The sequence below is a fragment of the Streptomyces ochraceiscleroticus genome, from assembly GCF_000720485.1.
Taxonomy (GTDB): Bacteria; Actinomycetota; Actinomycetes; order Streptomycetales; family Streptomycetaceae; genus Streptomyces; species Streptomyces ochraceiscleroticus.
This window is the reverse complement of record NZ_JOAX01000024.1, coordinates 40,550-58,045: the sequence shown is the minus strand read 5'-3', so window position 1 is coordinate 58,045 and position 17,496 is coordinate 40,550. Positions and strand designations below refer to the sequence as shown.

At 71.0% G+C, this 17,496-nt stretch carries 16 protein-coding genes; 4 read left to right on the top strand and 12 right to left on the bottom strand.

Going from position 1 to position 17,496, the window contains the following annotated elements; all coding sequences use genetic code 11:
- Positions 1–8: 8 nt before the first annotated feature.
- The 7 genes from IG84_RS0127040 to IG84_RS0127010 form a co-directional block, all read right to left on the bottom strand.
- Positions 9–947 carry a type II secretion system F family protein gene (locus tag IG84_RS0127040; RefSeq protein ID WP_031062454.1) on the bottom strand — a complete coding sequence of 313 codons (939 nt, stop codon included), beginning with the start codon at positions 945–947 and terminating at the stop codon, positions 9–11.
- A 48-nt stretch (positions 948–995) separates the two neighbouring features.
- Positions 996–2,342 carry a TadA family conjugal transfer-associated ATPase gene (locus IG84_RS0127035; protein WP_031062452.1) on the bottom strand — a complete coding sequence of 449 codons (1,347 nt, stop codon included), beginning with the start codon at positions 2,340–2,342 and terminating at the stop codon, positions 996–998.
- Positions 2,339–2,737: a TadE family protein gene (locus tag IG84_RS0127030; protein WP_037800921.1), complete on the bottom strand. Its 399-nt coding sequence runs from the start codon at positions 2,735–2,737 to the stop codon at positions 2,339–2,341. Before IG84_RS0127030 ends, IG84_RS0127035 begins: the two co-directional genes overlap by 4 nt.
- A 3-nt stretch (positions 2,738–2,740) precedes the next feature.
- The gene (locus tag IG84_RS0127025; protein WP_031062448.1) at positions 2,741–3,127 is read right to left on the bottom strand and encodes a TadE/TadG family type IV pilus assembly protein; all 387 of its coding nucleotides are present in this window, start codon (positions 3,125–3,127) and stop codon (positions 2,741–2,743) included.
- Positions 3,128–3,130: 3 nt separating this feature from the next.
- Positions 3,131–4,441, bottom strand: a complete 1,311-nt coding sequence (locus IG84_RS0127020) for a CpaE/TadZ family protein (protein WP_051862469.1) — start codon at positions 4,439–4,441, stop codon at positions 3,131–3,133.
- Between the two features lie 8 nt (positions 4,442–4,449).
- Positions 4,450–5,151, bottom strand: a complete 702-nt coding sequence (cpaB, locus tag IG84_RS0127015; RefSeq protein ID WP_031062444.1) for a Flp pilus assembly protein CpaB — start codon at positions 5,149–5,151, stop codon at positions 4,450–4,452.
- 158 nt (positions 5,152–5,309) lie between these two features.
- Entirely contained in the window at positions 5,310–6,194 is an 885-nt protein-coding gene (locus IG84_RS0127010; protein WP_037800920.1) for a hypothetical protein, read from the bottom strand.
- 589 nt (positions 6,195–6,783) lie between these two features.
- Between IG84_RS0127010 and IG84_RS0127005 the strand changes: the two genes are divergently transcribed.
- A complete protein-coding gene (locus IG84_RS0127005) occupies positions 6,784–7,782 on the top strand; it encodes a chitinase (protein ID WP_031062439.1) in 999 nt (332 codons plus the stop codon).
- A 95-nt stretch (positions 7,783–7,877) separates the two neighbouring features.
- On the opposite strand, the gene IG84_RS0127000 is transcribed toward IG84_RS0127005, so the two are convergent.
- From IG84_RS0127000 to IG84_RS0126980, 5 genes are all read right to left on the bottom strand, one after another.
- Positions 7,878–8,723, bottom strand: coding sequence for a S1 family peptidase (locus IG84_RS0127000; RefSeq protein ID WP_031062438.1), 846 nt, complete (start codon positions 8,721–8,723; stop codon positions 7,878–7,880).
- Positions 8,724–8,869: 146 nt separating this feature from the next.
- Positions 8,870–10,354, bottom strand: a complete 1,485-nt coding sequence (locus IG84_RS0126995; protein WP_031062436.1) for a GntP family permease — start codon at positions 10,352–10,354, stop codon at positions 8,870–8,872.
- 192 nt (positions 10,355–10,546) lie between these two features.
- Complete coding sequence (locus IG84_RS0126990) at positions 10,547–10,957, bottom strand: RidA family protein (RefSeq protein WP_031062435.1); 411 nt, start codon at positions 10,955–10,957, stop codon at positions 10,547–10,549.
- 8 nt (positions 10,958–10,965) lie between these two features.
- Positions 10,966–11,742, bottom strand: a complete 777-nt coding sequence (locus IG84_RS0126985; protein ID WP_031062433.1) for an IclR family transcriptional regulator — start codon at positions 11,740–11,742, stop codon at positions 10,966–10,968.
- Positions 11,739–12,767 (bottom strand): sugar kinase, encoded by a 1,029-nt coding sequence (locus tag IG84_RS0126980; protein WP_107053971.1) that lies wholly within the window; start codon positions 12,765–12,767, stop codon positions 11,739–11,741. The genes IG84_RS0126985 and IG84_RS0126980 overlap by 4 nt, the downstream gene beginning before the upstream one ends.
- Before the next feature lie 236 nt (positions 12,768–13,003).
- On the opposite strand from IG84_RS0126980, the gene IG84_RS0126975 reads away from it, so the two are divergent.
- The 3 genes from IG84_RS0126975 to IG84_RS0126965 all read left to right on the top strand — a co-directional run bounded on the left by IG84_RS0126975 (position 13,004) and on the right by IG84_RS0126965 (position 17,466).
- Positions 13,004–14,296 (top strand): amino acid deaminase, encoded by a 1,293-nt coding sequence (locus tag IG84_RS0126975; RefSeq protein WP_031062430.1) that lies wholly within the window; start codon positions 13,004–13,006, stop codon positions 14,294–14,296.
- Between the two features lie 11 nt (positions 14,297–14,307).
- The gene (locus tag IG84_RS0126970) at positions 14,308–15,939 is read left to right on the top strand and encodes an N-acyl-D-amino-acid deacylase family protein (RefSeq protein WP_031062429.1); all 1,632 of its coding nucleotides are present in this window, start codon (positions 14,308–14,310) and stop codon (positions 15,937–15,939) included.
- Between the two features lie 315 nt (positions 15,940–16,254).
- A complete protein-coding gene (locus IG84_RS0126965; protein ID WP_031062426.1) occupies positions 16,255–17,466 on the top strand; it encodes a pyridoxal phosphate-dependent aminotransferase in 1,212 nt (403 codons plus the stop codon).
- Positions 17,467–17,496 lie beyond the last annotated feature (30 nt).

Sequence of the window (17,496 nt, the reverse complement as noted above, 5' to 3'; positions counted from 1 at the left end):
TGCGCCTCTCAGACGTCGATCTTGCCGAGCCGGCGGACGAGGAAGAAGCCCAGCGCGTACAGGGCGAGCGAGACGAGGATCGTGCCCTGGCCCAGTACGCTGCCGGTGATCTTGTCCAGCGCGCCGGGCCAGATGCCGTTCATGACGAGCAGCGCGCCCAGGCCCAGCAGCGGGACGACGTACCCGGTGGCGGTGACCTGCGAGAGCTGCGTACGGACCTCGCGGCGGGTCTCCTTGCGCTCCTCCAGCGTCTCGGTGAGGTTGCGCAGCGAGCTGACGACCGTGCCGCCGGCCCGGTTGGCGAGTACGAGCGTGGTGACCAGGACGACCAGCTCGCGCGAGGGCAGCCGTTCGGCGAGCGCGCCGAGCGCGTCGTCGATGGAGTGGCCGATGGCGAGCTGGTCGGCGACCTTGCCCAGCTCCTCCCCGGCCGGGGCCTCCAGCTCCTCGGCGGCCATGGCCAGCGCGGTACGGAGCGCCAGGCCCGCCTGGGTGGCGTTGGCGAGGACCCGGGAGAGCTCGGGGAGCTGATTGATGAACCGCTCGGTGCGCTTCTGGCGCTGCCAGTTGAGGTACGCGAACGCGCCCCACAGGCCCGCGGCGCCGGCGATCGGTCCGAAGAACGGCGCGAGCAGCACACTGGCGAGCAGCCACAGGCCGAGCACCCCCGCGACCATGGCGGCGAAGAACGCGCCGGGCGTGAGGTCCAGGCCGGTCGCGGCGAGCCGGATCTCCAGCCGCTTGCCGAACCGCGTCCCGCGCAGCCGGCGGTCCAGGCCGTCGAAGCCGCGGCGGTGGCCCGGCGCCCGGAACTGCCCGGTCCGGTCGAGCCGGTCGACCAGCGCGGCGTGCTGGGCCCGGCCCGAGGCGACGGCGTACACGCCGAGCACGGCGAGCACGCAGCACAGCAGCGTGGCGCCGATCGTCAGGAGCGCGAGGTTGTCCATGGCGGCGGGGGTTTCCTCCGTGAGGGGGCGGGGTGGACGGGCGGAGGGTCAGGCGGGGTACTCGCCCTTGCGGACGACGAGCTGGCCGGCGTCGGAGGCGACGCCGAAGGCGGCCGGGAGCGGTTCGTTCTTCATGTAGAGGCGGTCAGCGACACGGCGCGGCAGCGGGTAGTACTCGAAGCTGCCGTGCACCGTGCCGTCCGCGCCCATCGGGCGGGGCAGGAACTTGGCGACCGAGACGAGCCGGTAGTCCTCGCGGCCGTAGGAGTCCACGATCGCGATCTCGCTGATCTTGCGGGTGCCGTCGGCGTGCCGGGTGAGCTGGACCAGCACGTCCAGCGCGCTGTTGATCTGGTCCTTGATCGCCACGAACGGGATCTCGACCTCGGACATCGACGCCAGGGTCTGCAGCCGCATCAGCGCGTCCTCCGCGCTGTTGGCGTGCACGGTGGCCAGCGAGCCGTCGTGGCCCGTGGACATCGCCTGCAGCATGTCCAGCGTCTCGCCGCCGCGCACCTCGCCGACGATGATCCGGTCCGGGCGCATGCGGAGGGAGTTGCGCACCAGGTCGCGGATGGTGATCCGGCCCTTGCCCTCGACGTTGGCAGGGCGGGCCTCCAGGGTGATGACGTGCGCCTGCTGGAGCTGGAGCTCGGCGGAGTCCTCGATGGTGATGATGCGCTCGCCCTCGGGGATCAGCCCGGAGAGCGCGTTGAGCAGCGTGGTCTTGCCGGAGCCGGTCGAGCCGGAGACGACGATGTTGAACTTCGCCCGGACCAGCCCCGAGAGCAGCATCAGCATGTGCTCGTCCAGCGAGCCGAGGCCGATCATCTCCTGCAGGGTGTAGGAGCGGGGGAAGCGGCGGATGGTGAGCGCGGCGCCGGACAGCGCCAGCGGCGGGATGATGACGTTGACCCGCTCGCCGGAGGGCAGCCGCGCGTCGACCATCGGATTGGTCTCGTCCACCCGGCGGTTGACCGTGGAGACGATGCGCTCGATGGTCTGCATGAGCTGCTCGTTGGAGGCGAACCGCAGCGGCAGCAGCTCGACCTTGCCGGCCCGCTCGACGAAGATCTGGTCGGGCCCGTTCACCATGATCTCGGTGATCGAGGCGTCCTCCAGGAGCGGTTCGAGGATGCCCAGGCCCAGCGCCTCGTCGACGACGCGCCGGATGAGCATGGCGCGCTCGTGGGTGGAGAGGACCGGGCCCTCGCGGCTGATGATGTGGCCCAGTACGCGCTCCAGCCGGGCCCGCCGCTCGGCGGCGGCCAGCGAGGACATCTCCGCGAGGTCGATCTCCTCCAGCAGCTTGCCGCGGTAGACGGCGACGAGGTGATTCTCCTCCTGCTGCCCGTTGGGGGCCTCGGGAGCGTTGATGCGCGCCCTCAGGCTCATGGTCCGGACTCCTTCGTACGCGGCATGGTGACGGTCTTCTCGGTGGCGCCGAGGTCGTCGACGAACGGGATGATCGAGGGGATGCGTACCGTGGCGGTCACCGTCACCGCGCCCGGCCCCCCGGAGCCCGGTGAGAAGGTGGCCCCCTTGGCGAGCCAGCCGCTCATCGCCGCCCGCCCGGCGGCGTCCGGGGTGATCTCCGGCTCGTCCAGCCCCGCGGTGCGGGCCGCGGCGCGCGCTCCCGTACCGGTCTGCTGGATCGCGTACGCGGCGATGCCGAACTGGACCAGCGCCAGCCCGACCAGGATCAGGACCGGCAGCATGCCGACGAACTCGACGGCCGTCTGGCCCCGGTCGGCCCGCCGCCGTGCGCCGGGGCGTGTCCGATGCGCCATGGCTCAGTCCTCCTTCACGGCGGCGGCCTCGCCGGTGACCCGGAAGGGGAAGGCGAGCGAGCCGGGGAAGAGGACGGGCACCTTGAGGGCGACCTCGGCCTTGACGAGGCCGGGCGCGGGCGTGCAGGAGACCGTGGCGCCCGCGCGCCAGCTCGCGCCCAGGTCCTCCGTACCGCCGCGCTCGCACGCCCCCGGGCCGCCGGAGCTGCCCGCGCGGGCCGCCCGGTCCGCGGCGTTTCCGGCCAGCGTGTACGTGAAACCGACCAGCGCGCACTGCCACAGCAGCACCAGGGTGGTCACGATGAGCGGCAGCATGCCGAGGAACTCCACCACGACCTGCCCCCGGTCCTCCCGCGTCCGCCGCGCGACACGTACCCGCCAGGGCGTCATCGGTCAGCCCTCCCCGCCCGGTCTGTCCGCGGCGGCCGCGCCGCCGCGGTCCGCACCGCGGCGGCGCCGGAAGCCGATCGAGCCCCGGTCGTTGCGGTACTTGCCGCGCCTGCTCCGGCCGTGCCCCACCGGCCCGTCCTCCGGCCCCCGGCCCAGGCCCAGTTCGCCGGCCAGCGCCCACATCGCCTGCTTGACCTGGCCCCGGTCGTCCAGGTCCTGCATCCGGCCCGCGTCGACCGCGGGCTGCAGCTCCTTGAAGCCCGCGGGCACGGCCGTACGGGCCACGCGGGTGCCGACGATCCGCTCGACCAGCGGCGGCTGGATCTCGGTGGTGCGGGTGTGCCGGTTGACCACCGCCAGGGTGTCCTCGGCCTTGCGCACCTGGAGGCGGTCCCACATCCGTACGGTGCGCTTGGCGGCCCGTACCGTGACCACGTCCGGGGTGACGACCAGCAGCGCGCCGTCGGCCATCTCCACCGCCGCCGCGTTCGCGCCGGTGAGCTGGGACCCGCAGTCGACGATCACCACGTGGTACCGGCTGCGCAGCGCGCCGATGACCTGCCGGGTGGTCCGCTCGTCCACCTCCTCGCCGCGCTCCCCCTCCCCGGGCGCGAGCAGCAGCCCGACGCCCGTCTCGTGGTGCAGCACCACGTCCTGCAGGACGCGCGGCGAGATGTCCTTGATGCCGGCCAGGTCGGCGATGGACCGGCGGAACTGCACGTCCAGGTAGGACGCGACGTCGCCGCTCTGGAGGTCCATGTCGACCAGCGCCACGTGTTGGCCCACCGCCCGGGCCGCCAGCGCGAGCTGTACGGAGAGCGTGGTGGTCCCGACGCCGCCCTTGGCGCCGCTGACCGTGATGACCGTGCCGCCGGGGCCGGTCGGCAGCCCGGAGTCCGCGCCCAGGTGGCGGCGCACCCCGGCCGCCCAGTTCCCCGCCGCGTGCACGCGCGCCGACAGCTCGTCGTACGACAGGGGCAGCCCGACGACGCCGCGGGCGCCGGAGTCCATGGCGGCGGCGTACACCCCGGAACCGGTGTCGGCGGTTATCAGAATCACCCCGACCGCCGGGAAACGGAGGGCGACCTCGCGGATCAGCTCCAGCGCCGGCACCGGGCCGACGCGCTCGTGGACGAGGACGACCTCCGGCAGGTCGGCGAGCGATTCCTCGGCGAGCTGCGCGAGGGTGTCGAGCAGCAGCGTCGAATTGCCGACGGGCGGCGCCGGCTCGGTGTCCGGAAGCTGGCTCAGCAGCGTCGTCACCGCGCGGGCCGCTTCGGCGTCGCCGACGGCCGGGAGGATTCGTGTGACCATCCGTTACCTCACTTGTCCCCGGCCAGGGTGTAGTCCCGCTGGTCGTCCGGGATAGCAGCGTCGCTGCCCGGCGCGACCAGCGCCAGGCGTACGTGGGTGGCGAAGGACTCCGCGTACGCGACGCGCTGCGCGTCCAGCGTCTTGAGCGCGAACGTGATCGGCACCGCCTCGCCGCCGTTGGCCGTCTCGCCCGGCCGGGGCTTGAGCGCGGTGAGCCGGCCGACGTCGATGACCTTGGCGTTGCTGACGATCACCTTGGAGCTGTTGGCGTCGCCGTCCTCCCCGGCGAAGGTGGCGTAGATGTTGACCGAGGAGCCGGGGGTGATCTTGCCGGCCACGCCGGTCGCCGCGTCGATCATGATCGCGATCTCCTGCTGGCCCGGCTTCAGGGCCGGCCGGTCGGCGACCATGTCGGACTGGAGCAGCGAGCCCTTCCGCAGCGGATTGACCGCGATCCTGCCCACCACCTGGTCCAGGTCCCGCACCGCGGTGCTCGGCAGCCAGCGCTCGGGCACCTGGACCTTGCGGAACTGCCCCTCGCTCAGGGTCTTGTACGCGGCGACATCGGTCCGCAGCTCGTACGCGGAGACCTCGGGCCCCACCTTGGACTGCACGTCGCTGATCACCGACAGGACGCCGGCGAAGGCGCCGAATGCGCACAGGACCGACAGGAGCAGCAGGACGATGCCGCGGCGCTGGCGTGAGTTCATGGTTGCGGACTACCTCGTTCAGGGCGATTACGGTGAGCGGGGCGGGGCATGACGCAGGGGTGGTGCGGGTGCGACGGGGCCGTGAGCGGGTCGTGTGCCGCCCCCGTCGCCGAGTAATCCGTCCATGTGCCCACTGTGACCGCCGCACCGGGTGGCCGCTACCGCGACCGGCCGGACGGTCCGGCTCCGCGGGTGGCGGCGGTGCCGGAGGGACTGGAGTGCTCCGCGGGGAGCACCGGGGCAGCACAGAACGCACAGCGGTCGCCGATCAGTTCCAGACCGCACCAGGGGCAGGGGAAGCGGTGCACGGAGGCCACGAGCCGGGCGAGTACGTCGGTGTCCGCGATGCCGGCCGCGAACTCGGTCAGCCGGCCGGTCCCCCACCAGCGAGCCGACTCGGCGGGCAGTTCGGCCTGCTGCACGGCCTGGACGGACCACTGACGGGCCAGGGACCGCGGCCACTCGGAGACGAACTGCCCCTGCGCCACCGTCAGGTGGGTGGGGAAGTCGGGGCCGGGCAGCCGGGCGCCGTCCGCGCCGAGCATGACCAGCTCCGGGGTCGGATGGGCCAGCACGGCGAACTGCGAGCCCGGCACCCAGGATCTGGCGTGCGCCTTGAGGCTGACGGGCACGGCGTCGAGGCGGGTCACGCTGTTCAGCAGCGCGCCCGCGTGGATGTAGTACGTGAGCAGCTTCGCGGCCGCGCCGAGCACGCCGGGGCCCACGTCGCACGCCGAGAGCTGGCGTAACTGACGGACCAGCAGGCCGGCGCCGAGCGGCGGCAATGCGCTACTGATCAACGCGATCCGGTCACTTTCCAGGACGGCACGGAGGGTCTGCAGACGGCGCACGTGCTCCTGCGGCGCCGCGTGGGAGTGGACCACCAGGACATGGCCGTGCTGCTCCAGGAGGAAATACATCTGGGAGAGCGCGTCGTCCAGCGACTGGCGTTCCGGAGGGCCGAGCACATGCGCGGGGGGCGTCACCCTGTCGGGCGGCGCCAGCACCAGATCAGGGCTGGTGACGGCTATCGCGGTCGGCATGTGTGTGTCCCCGTTTCACCACGTCAGTCGCTCCACAACTTCCCTCGCTGCGGTGTCTTGTCCTGCGCAGACTTTAGCCCCGTCCCGGGCAACAGAAAACACTCCGCCGCCTCCGGCGACCGCCACCACAACGCTCTCACGGTAGCCATTCCGGAGATCATTTACCGATCAACGGCGATCTATCCACAGCCGTTACTGTTGAATGCTCAAGTTTACAACTCGTCACGTGGTTGGATCCGGACAAGGGGCGCGATCCAGCCACAAGTACGGGCATATGACGCTCAGTTGCCGCGTATCCGCCCGCAACGACCCACCCACGACCCGCCATTCCGTACCGATCCGGGCAGCCCCGCGCCCTGTTCGCTCCCAGGGGAATTCCGCTCTCCGCAGCACACACCCGAACGGCGTTCGCCCGCCGGGGAATTCGGCCCCCTGTCCCGGAAATGACGCCCCGAAACGTGATCTGCGCCAATTCCCGTTCCGCTCGGACCCTTGACAGAATTATTGGTCTGGACCACGTTGTAGGGCAGCAACAGGGGCCCCTGAACACGCACTCCGTCACACCCCACACCCCCCACCGGAGGCTGCCGTGGTACGCCCACGCACCCGCACGTTCACGCTCACGAAGAGACTGCTCGGCACTCTCGCCGCCGCCGCGCTGACGGCCGCCGGACTGACGGCGGCCGGCGCCGTCCAGCCCGCCCAGGCCGCCCCACCTGCGCACGCGGTCACCGGCTACTGGCAGAACTTCGACAACGGCGCCACCGTCCAGAAGCTCGAGGACGTCCCCGACGCCTACGACATCATCGCCGTCGCGTTCGCCGACGCCACCGGCACACCGGGCCAGGTCGGCTTCACCCTCGACCCGGCGCTCGGCTATGCCTCGACGGACGACTTCAAAGCGGACATCAAGGCCAAAAAGGCGGCCGGTAAATCCGTCATCCTCTCGGTCGGCGGCGAGAAGGGCGCCGTCTCCGTCGCCGATGAGGCTTCCGCGAAGAACTTCGCCGATTCCGTCGGCCGGCTGATGGACGAATACGGCTTCGACGGCGTCGACATCGACCTGGAGAACGGCCTCAATTCCACGTATATGACCCAGGCGCTGAAGTCCCTGCACGCCGCGCACGGCGACCTCGTGGTCACCATGGCGCCGCAGACCGTCGACATGCAGTCGCCGGAGAACGAGTACTTCAAGACCGCGCTCGGCATCAAGGACTTCCTCACGGCGGTCAACATGCAGTACTACAACAGCGGCTCGATGAACGGCTGCGACGGCAAGGTCTACAGCCAGGGCTCGGTGGACTTCCTCACCGCACTGGCCTGTATTCAACTGGAGAACGGCCTGGACGCGTCGCAGGTCGGCATCGGCGTCCCGGCGTCCCCGAAGGCCGCCGGCAGCGGATACGTCGCACCGGACGTGGTCAACGCCGCCCTGGACTGCCTCACCAAGGGCACCGGCTGCGGCTCCTTCAAGCCGTCGAAGACCTACCCCGGGCTGCGCGGCGCCATGACCTGGTCGACCAACTGGGACGCGGCGAACGGCAACGCCTTCGCGAACGAGGTCGGCGGCCACGTCCACGGTCTGTGACCTCCTGAGCGCCACCCCCCCACGCGCGCGGGTCCATCCCACCGCTCGCGTACGGGCCCGCCGCCGGCTCTCCCCGGCGGCGGGCCCACGCCCGGTTACTCCCCGGCCGGCCTGGGCAGCGTGCACCCCTCCCTCGCCAGGTCGAGCTTGTTGCCCGTACCGAAGCACTTGGGGATGGTGTAGGTCTGCTGGGCGTAGTTGATGCCCTGCCGGACCGTCACGGTGCCGTTCTCGTCGACCTCGCACGGGTTGTTCACCGTGCACCGGCCGCCGTCCTCATTACCGGTGTTGTTGATCGCCGCGACCTTGCCGGTCGCCGTGTCGATCACCGGTGAACCGGACGTGCCGCCAATGGTGTTGCACGCGGAGGTGTAGCGGACCGAGTCCTTCCAGGTCCACTCCCCCTCCTTCAGCTCATGCACGAACCCGTCGATGCTGCACGAGTAGATCTTCTTCCAGTACCCGGAGACGACCTTGATGCCGGCTCCCTGCACGGGGTGCTCGGTCGCCAGCGGCAGCGCCTTGATGCCGTACTTCTTCTGGATGTCGGCGTAGGTGGAGGTGAGTTCGTACAGCGAGACGTCGGTGTCCGTCATCGTCGCGTACGCGATCTTGCTGGCCCGCACCGTGCCCTTGTTGCCGCCGGAGGAGCTGAGCACCGTGAAGCTGCGGCTGGACGGCTGGTCGACGAGGACCTCGCCGGCCCCCGGCATCCCCGACTCCACGCAGTGCCCGTTGGACATGACCAGTGCCTTGTCGGTGTCCGCCGAGTCCGGCATCCGCACCAGCGAGCCGGAGCAGTTGCTGAGCGCCACGGTCCCGGCGAAGTCCACTGCCTTGGCGCGCGGCGCATCGGCCGCGGCGGGCGCGGCGCCCGCCCCTATGAGAGCGGTGCTGCCGAGTACGGCGCTGGCGAGAGCGCCGACGAGAGGTCTGTGCATGTGGGGTCCTCTCCGATATGCGAACCAGAGATCTCACTCTCCGGCGTTGTCATGCACATAGTCGAGGCACCGGGGCGCCAAGGCAATGACCGTGCACGGCAATCACCGTGCACGGCCATGACCGCTTCAGACCACGAGGAGCACTGTCAGACCACGAGGCTCACCAGTGCCGCGACCACGAAGCCCGCGACGGAGAGCACGGACTCCAGGACCGTCCAGGTCTTGAGGGTGTCGCGTTCGGAGATCCCGAAGTACTTCGCGACCATCCAGAAGCCCCCGTCGTTCACATGCGAGGCGAAGATCGAGCCCGCCGAGATGGCCATGATGACCAGGGCCAGGTGCGGCTGGGAGAGGTGCTGGGACTCGACCAGGGGGAGCACGATGCCGGCGGTGGTGACGATGGCGACCGTGGCGGAGCCCTGCGCGACGCGGAGGACGACGGAGAGCAGCCAGGCCAGCACGATGACCGGCAGGCCGACGTTCTGGAAGGTGTCGGAGAGGGCGTCGGCCACGCCGCTGCCCTTGAGGACCGCGCCGAAGATCCCGCCCGCGCCGACGACCAGCAGGATGTTGCCGACCGGCTTCAGGGACGCGGTGGAGACCGTCTCCAGGGACTTGCGGGACCAGCCGCGGCGGATGCCGAGGAGGTAGTACGCCAGGATCAGCGCGATGGTCAGGGCCGTGAAGGGGTGGCCGAAGAACTCGATGACCGAGCGGCCGGAGGACGGTTGCAGCGCGATGGAGGAGAAGGTCGCGAGGAGGATGAGGACCAGCGGGGTGCCGATGATGGCGAGGACGGTGCCCAGCGGCACGGGCTTCTCGTCGGCGCCGGCGCCGGTCGCCGCCTTCTCCGCGGCGACCGCGGCCTTGGCCTCCTCGGCGGCCTCGACCATGTCGTGCGGGACGGGCACGAAGACGCGCTTGCCGATCCAGGCGGCGTAGGCCCAGGCCGCCAGCACGGCCGGGATGCCGCAGATCAGGCCCATCAGGATGATCCAGCCGAGGTCGACCTTGAAGAGTCCGGCCGCGGCGACCGGACCCGGGTGCGGCGGCAGGAAGGCGTGCGTCATCGACAGGCCGGCCAGCAGCGGCATGGCGTACAGGACGATCGACTTGCCGGACCGCTTGGCGGCCGCGTAGACGATCGGCGCGAGCACGAAGATGCCGACGTCGAAGAAGACCGGGATACCGAAGATCAGGCCGGTCAGGCCCATGGCGAGGGGCGCGCGCTTCTCACCGAAGAGACGGAGCAGACGGGCGCTGAGCACCTCGGCGCCGCCGGAGACTTCGAGTATCGCGCCGAGCATCGTGCCCAGCCCGATGATGATGGCGACGTGGCCGAGGATGCCGCCCATGCCGCTCTCGATCATCGAGACGACGTCGGACTTCTGGACGGTGCCGAAGAGTTCGGTGACGGAGAGCCCGGCGGCCAGGCCGACCACGATGGAGACGGAGAGCAGCGCGACGAAGGGCTGCAGCCTGACCTTGATGATCAGGACGAGGAGGAGGGCGATGCCGAGGGCCGCGACGGTGAGCAGGCCGGGCGTGCCCGGGATCAGGGCGAGCAGACCGCCGGTGTGCGGTGGTGGTGGCGGTGGGGTGGGGGCCGCGGCGAGGAGCTGGGGGGACATGGCGGGACTCCGTTGTCAGGCAGGGGGGTTCCAGGCAGGGGGGACCGCGGCACGGCGCCCCGTCGGCACGGGACGCCGCGCCGTGCGGCAGGTCGTGCGGGTGGGGAAGGACTCGCGCTAACGGCAAGGGGGCCGACGCCTCTTTCCGTGAAGTAGCGGGAGGGCGGGGGTACGGATCGGCGGGGGTGCGGCTCAGCCGAGGACGGCGAGCGCGTCGATCTCGATGAGCAGGCCCTTGGGCAGGCCGACGTACACGGTGGTACGGGCGGCCGGCGCCTCCTTCAGGCCCTGCTCCTCGAAGTACGCGTTGTAGATCTCGTTCATCTCGGCGAAGTGGTCGACGTCGGTGAGGTAGACGCGCATCATCATGACGTCGTCCCAGGTCGCGCCGCCCTCTTCGAGGATCGCCTGGACGTTGGCGAAGGTCTGCAGGGTCTGCTCGCGCAGGGTCGGGCCCGCGGGGGTGGGGGCCTTGCCCTCCTCGGCCGGGAGGAAGCCGACCTGGCCGGCGACCTGAAGGATGTTGCCCTTCTTGACGCCGTGGGAGAACTTCGCGGGCGGGGTGGTGTGGGTGGCCGGGGTGAGGGCGGTCTTCTCGGTCATGGTGGTTCTCAGGCTTCCTTGTGGTCCTGCGGGGTTCTTACCGGTGCGTTGCCGGAGTACTCCCGGCTGATGGCGTCCGCGGTACGGCGCACCAGCGGGAGCAGTGCGAGGAGTTCCTCGGCGGAGACGACGACGTTCGGCGCGGAGACCGACATCGCCGCGACCAGCCGGCCGTCCGCACCGCGGATGGGTGCCCCGATGCAGTTGATGGACTCCTCGTGGCCACCGAGGTCGGTGGCCCAGCCCTGTTCGCGCACCTTGGCCAGCTCGGCCAGGAAGGCCGTGGCGTCGGGGGTCGAACGGGCCGTGTACTGGGGATAGTCGAGCCGCTCGGCGACGGCGCGGCGCTCGGGCTCGGGGAGGTCGGCGAGCAGCAGCTTGGCGACCGCGGCGACGGTGATCGCGACGGGCTTGCCGATGCGCGAGTACATCCGGACCGGGTAGCGGCTCTCGACCTTGTCGATGTAGAGGACCTCGTTCTCCTCATACACCGCTAGGTGGACGGTGTGGCCGACCTTTTCGTTGAGCTCGGCGAGGTGGGGATGCGCGATCTCGCGCACGTCCAGGTTCTCGACGGCTTCCTGGGCGAGGGCGAAGAGCCGGGCGCCGAGGCGGTAGCGCTGGTCGGACTGGCGGTACACCATGCCGTGCTCGTGCAGGGTGCGCAGCAGCCGCAGGGCGGTGGACTTGTGCACGCCGAGCCGGTCGGCGACCTGCTCCAGGTTGGCAGGGCCCTGCGCGAGCAACGGCAGGATGCTCAAAGCGCGGTCGACTGTCTGACTCATGAGGGGACCTCCACCCGTACGTTCACGGCCCCGTCGTCCGTCCAGCCGGGGCCGAGTCGCAGTGTCTCCCAGGCGGCCGCGTCGAGTGCGACGAGGTGGTCGGTGAGCTCGCGGGCCGGTGGGGTGCCGAGGTCGCCGGGGACGGTGAGGGAGGCGGCGGCCATGAGGTGGCCGTGCCGGATGCGGTCGAAGACGGGCAGGCCGCGCAGGGTCGCGGAGAGGAAGCCGGCGGCGAAGGCGTCGCCGGCGCCGACCGGGGCCGCCACCTCGACCTTGAGCGCGGGCGCGAAGGTCATAGTGTCGGTGCCGTCGGGCTGTCGTTCGTACACCGTGGCGCCTTCGCCGCCCTGCTTGACGACGAGGACGCCGGGCTCGGGGAGCGCCGCGCGTACGGCGGCGGGGCCGTGCACGTCCCAGGCGGCCGCGGCCTCGTCCTCGCCGACGAAGACCAGGTCGCAGCCGCGGGCGAGACCGAGGAGGATGCCGGGCGCCTGCTCGGCGCGGTCCTGCCAGAGGCCGACGCGGTAGTTGAGGTCGAAGGAGACGAGCGGGCGGCCCGGGCGGCGCTCCGTGATCGTCTTCAGGACGTCGAGGCAGCCGTCGGAGAGGGCGGCGGTGATGCCGGTGACGTGGACGACGCGGGCGTCCCAGAGGGCCTGTTCGTCGAGGAGGGCGGGGGTCATCGCGGAGGCGGCGGAGCCGGCGCGGTAGTAGACGACCTCGGCGAGGTCCTGCCCGTCCTCCCCCGACTCGGCACCGGTGGCGCGCTCGCCCGCGGTACGGAAGTAGATGCCGGTCGGGCGCTTGGGGTCGCGCTGGACATGGGTGACGTCGACGCCGTGGGCGGCGATCGCCTCCAGGAGGTGGTCGCCGAAGCCGTCGGTGCCGACCCGGGAGATCCACCGGGCGGTGTGCCCGATGGCGGCCAGCGCGCAGGCGACGTTGGACTCGGCGCCGCCTATACCGCGGTCGAAGGAGGGCACGTCGGCGAGTCTGCCGGGGCGTGCGGGCAGGAAGGTGACCATGGACTCGCCCAGGCAGACGACGTCGGCGGTGACGTGCGGTGGCGTGGTCGCTGTGGTCACGGTGTTTCCCTGCTCCTTGCGGTGGGTGGGGCGGGGCCGTGGTGGTGGTGCGGGGGCGTGTTCAGCTCCCTGTTTCCCACCATTGACCCGACGATGAAACGGATGCTAGACAGCATTCAGCGATATGCGCAATGGGCGTTGCAGATGATGCAACAGGAAATTTGAGGAGACATCCCATGGCCGCCGATCCCCAGTCCGACCACCCCATCGGACAGCTCGCGGACGAACGGGTGGACCACCGCTTCAAGGCCCTCCCCCCGGACGCGGAAGGACTCACGGTCGGCGCCCTGGCGGCCCAGCGCCGCAACCTCTTCACCGGCGGCTTCACCACCCCTGTCCTGGCCCTGTCCGCCGAGTCGGTCGAGCACAACCTCGCCCTGATGGAGGACTACTCCACCCGGCACGGCCTGGCCTTCGCGCCGCACGGCAAGACCTCGATGTCCCCGCAGCTCTTCGCGCGCCAGGTGGCGCACGGCGCCTGGGGCATCACCGTCGCCGTGCCGCACCAGGCCCGCGTCTGCCGTGCCTTCGGCATCCAGCGGATCTTCCTCGCGAATGAGCTGGTGGACGCCGCCGCGCTGCGCTGGCTGGCGGGCGAGCTGGCCGCCGACCCGGACTTCCGCTTCGTCTGTTACGTCGACTCGCTGCGCGGCATCGAGCTGATGGACGCCGCGCTGCGCGAGGCCGGCGCCAACCGCCCGGTGGACGTCGTCATCGAGCTGGCCGCGGGCGACGCGGCCCGTACCGGCGTCCGTGACGAGGCCACCTGCCTGGACCTGGCCAACGCGATCGCCGCCGCCGACACCCTTCGGCTGGTCGGCATCGCCGGGTACGAGGGCGAGGTACCGGACGCGAACGCCGAGCGGGTCGCCGCCTGGCTGCGCCGCCTCGTGGCGCTCGTCGTCGACTTCGACAAGGCGGGCCGCTTCGCCGACCTGGACGAGATCGTGCTGAGCGCGGGCGGCAGCGCGTGGTTCGACACGGTCGCCGAGGTCTTCGCCGAGGTACCGGAGCTGTCCCGGCCGGTACTGAAGCTGCTGCGCTCCGGCGCGTACGTCTCGCACGACGACGGCCACTACCGCCACCTCACCCCCTTCAACCGCCACCCCGACGAGGGCGCCCTGCAGCCCGCCTTCCGGCTGTGGGCCCAGGTCGTCTCGCGCCCCAACGGCACGCAGGCGTTCGCCAACGCGGGCAAGCGGGACGCGGCGTACGACCTGGACCTGCCCGAGGCGCAGGTCGTCCGGTCCGCGCGGGACGGCTCGGTGCGCCCCGCCGACGGCATCGCCGTGACCGGCCTCTCCGACCAGCACGCCTGGATCAGCACCGAGCCGGGCACCGAGCTGGAGGTCGGCGACTGGGTCGGGATGGGCCTGTCCCACCCGTGCACGTCCTTCGACAAGTGGCAGCTCATCCCGCTGGTCGAGGCCGACGGCACGGTGTCGGACTTCGTCCGTACGTTCTTCTGAGGAGACCGGCCATGGATCTCGTCCTCCGCGACGTACGCGTCATCGACGGCACCGGCGGTGCCTCGTACCGGGCCGACGTGGCCCTGGACGGCGGCCGCATCGCCGCCATCGTGCGGGAGGGCGCGGGCGACCGTCCGACGGCCGCGCGCGTGATCGACGCGCACGGTCTCGCCCTCTCCCCCGGATTCATCGACATGCACGCCCACAGCGACCTCGCCCTGCTGCGCGACCCGTCGCACGAGGCGAAGGCCGCACAAGGCGTCACCCTCGAAGTGATCGGCCAGGACGGCCTGTCGTACGCACCCGTCGACGACCGCACGCTCGCCGAGGTCCGCGCCCAGATCGCGGGCTGGAACGGCGGTGCGCCCGGGGATACGGCCATCGACTTCACCTGGCGCTCGGTCGGCGAGTACCTCGACCGGCTGGACCACGGCTTCGACGGCCACGGCATCGCGGTCAACGCCGCGTACCTGATCCCGCAGGGCACGGTCCGGATGCTGGCGATGGGCTGGGACGACCGCCCGGCGACCGACGCCGAGCTGGCCCGCATGAAGCGGCTGGTCGCCGAGGGCCTGGAGCAGGGCGCCGTCGGCCTCTCCTCGGGCCTCACTTACACACCCGGCATGTACGCCTCGGACTCCGAGCTGGCCGAGCTGTGCCGGGTGGTGGCCCGGTACGAGGGGTACTACTGCCCGCACCACCGCTCGTACGGCGCGGGCGCGCTCCAGGCGTACGAGGAGATGGTCGGCCTCACGCGCGAGGCGGGCTGTGCGCTGCACCTCGCGCACGCCACCATGAACTTCGGCGTGAACAAGGGCCGCGCCCCCGAGCTGCTGGCCCTGCTCGACAAGGCCCTGGCCGACGGCGCGGACATCAGCCTGGACACCTATCCGTACACCCCCGGCTGTACGACGCTGGTCGCGATGCTGCCGAGCTGGGTGAGCGAGGGCGGCCCGGAGGCGATACTCGCGCGGCTGCGGGACGACGCCGAGGCGGCCCGCATCCGGCACGTCGTGGAGGTCGAGGGCGCGGACGGCTGCCACGGCGTCCCGATGGAGTGGGACACGATCGAGATCTCCGGCGTCTCGAACCCGGACCTCGCGGAGTACGTCGGGAAGACGGTCGCGCAGAGCGCGGCCGAGCGCGGCGAGGAGCCGTGGGTCACGGCCCGCCGGCTGCTCATCGAGGACCGGCTCGGCTCGACGATCCTGCAGCACGTCGGGCACGAGGAGAACGTCCGGCAGATCATGCGGCACCGTGTGCACACGGGCGGCAGCGACGGCATCCTGCAGGGCGCCAAGCCGCACCCGCGCGCGTACGGCACGTTCCCCCAGTACCTGGGCAAGTACGTCCGTGAGCTGGGCATTCTCTCGCTGGAGGAGTGCGTCGCGCACCTCACCGGGCGGGCCGCCGCCCGGCTGCGGCTGCCGGACCGGGGACTCGTCCGCGAGGGGTACCGCGCCGACCTGGTGCTGTTCGATCCGGAGACGGTGGCCGCGGGGGCGACCTTCGAGGTGCCGCGCACGCTCCCGACGGGCATCCCGCACGTGCTGATCGACGGGCGCTTCGTGATCGAGGACGGCAAGCGGACGGACGTCCTCGCGGGCCGGTCAGTGCGGCGCACCCCCGCGGCGCGCGGCTGACCAGCACCGCGGCGGGCGCATCGGCGGGCATGTCTGCGTGCACGGCTGCGTGCACGGCTGCGGACATACCCGCGGGCATGTCGAAGCTCACACCCGCCCGGGTGCCGCTCCGCACCGTCCTGCGGATTCCGTTGCCGGGCTTCGATGACGAAGCACTCGATGGTGACGACTTGCGAAAAATCGGTGGCAAGTCGCCGAGGGCTTGGAATGCACAACGAAGGGGCGGAGCGCCGGCCGGGCGCGCCGCCCCGCACCGCCTCCCACGTGCGCAATAACACCGCGCGCCCCCTGTTACGCCCCCGTAAGGTGGCGGACATGCAGGTGATCCAGTCAACCAAGCTCGCCAATGTCTGCTACGAGATCCGTGGCCCGGTTCTTGAGGAGGCGATGCGGCTGGAGGCGGCAGGTCATCGCATACTCAAGCTCAACACCGGCAACCCCGCCGCGTTCGGCTTCGAGTGCCCGCCGGAGATCCTGGAGGACATCCTCCGCAGCGTCGGCACGGCGCACGGCTACGGCGACGCGAAGGGCCTGCTCTCCGCGCGGCGCGCGGTCATGCAGCACTACCAGACCCGCGGCATCGAGCTGTCCGTCGAGGACATCTACCTCGGCAACGGCGTCTCCGAGCTGATCCAGATGTCGATGCAGGCGCTGCTCGACGACGGCGACGAGGTGCTGGTCCCGGCCCCGGACTATCCGCTGTGGACGGCGTCGGTCTCACTCTCCGGCGGCACGGCCGTGCACTACCGCTGCGACGAGCAGGCGGACTGGATGCCGGACCTGGCCGACATCGAGCGCAAGGTCACCGACCGCACCAAGGCCATCGTCGTCATCAACCCGAACAACCCCACGGGTGCGGTGTACGACGAGGAGCTGCTGCGCGGCATCGCGGAGATCGCCCGCCGGCACAACCTGATCGTCTGCGCCGACGAGATCTACGACAAGATCCTCTACGACGGCGTGACGCACACCCCGTTCGCGTCCCTCGCCCCCGACCTGCTGACGCTGACGTTCAACGGCCTGTCCAAGGCGTACCGGGTGGCGGGCTACCGCAGCGGCTGGCTCGCGGTGTGCGGCCCGAAGGCGCATGCCACCTCGTACATCGAGGGGCTGACGATCCTCGCGAACATGCGGCTGTGCGCCAACATGCCGGCCCAGCACGCGGTGGCCACCGCGCTCGGCGGCCGCCAGTCGATCAACGACCTGGTGCTGCCGGGCGGCCGGCTGCTGGAGCAGCGGGACGCCGCGTTCGACCTGCTCTCCCAGATCCCGGGCGTGAGCTGCGTGAAGCCCAAGGGCGCGCTGTACGCGTTCCCGCGGCTGGATCCGAAGGTGTACAAGATCAAGGACGACCGGCAGATGGTGCTGGACCTGCTGCGCGCCGAGAAGATCATGATCGTGCACGGCACGGGCTTCAACTGGCCGGAGCCGGACCACTTCCGCCTCGTCACGCTGCCGAACAAGGACGATCTGACGGACGCGGTGACCCGGATCGGCACCTTCCTGGACGGTTACGGTCAGTACTGAACGGATCCTTTTTCTGTACGTGGGACAACT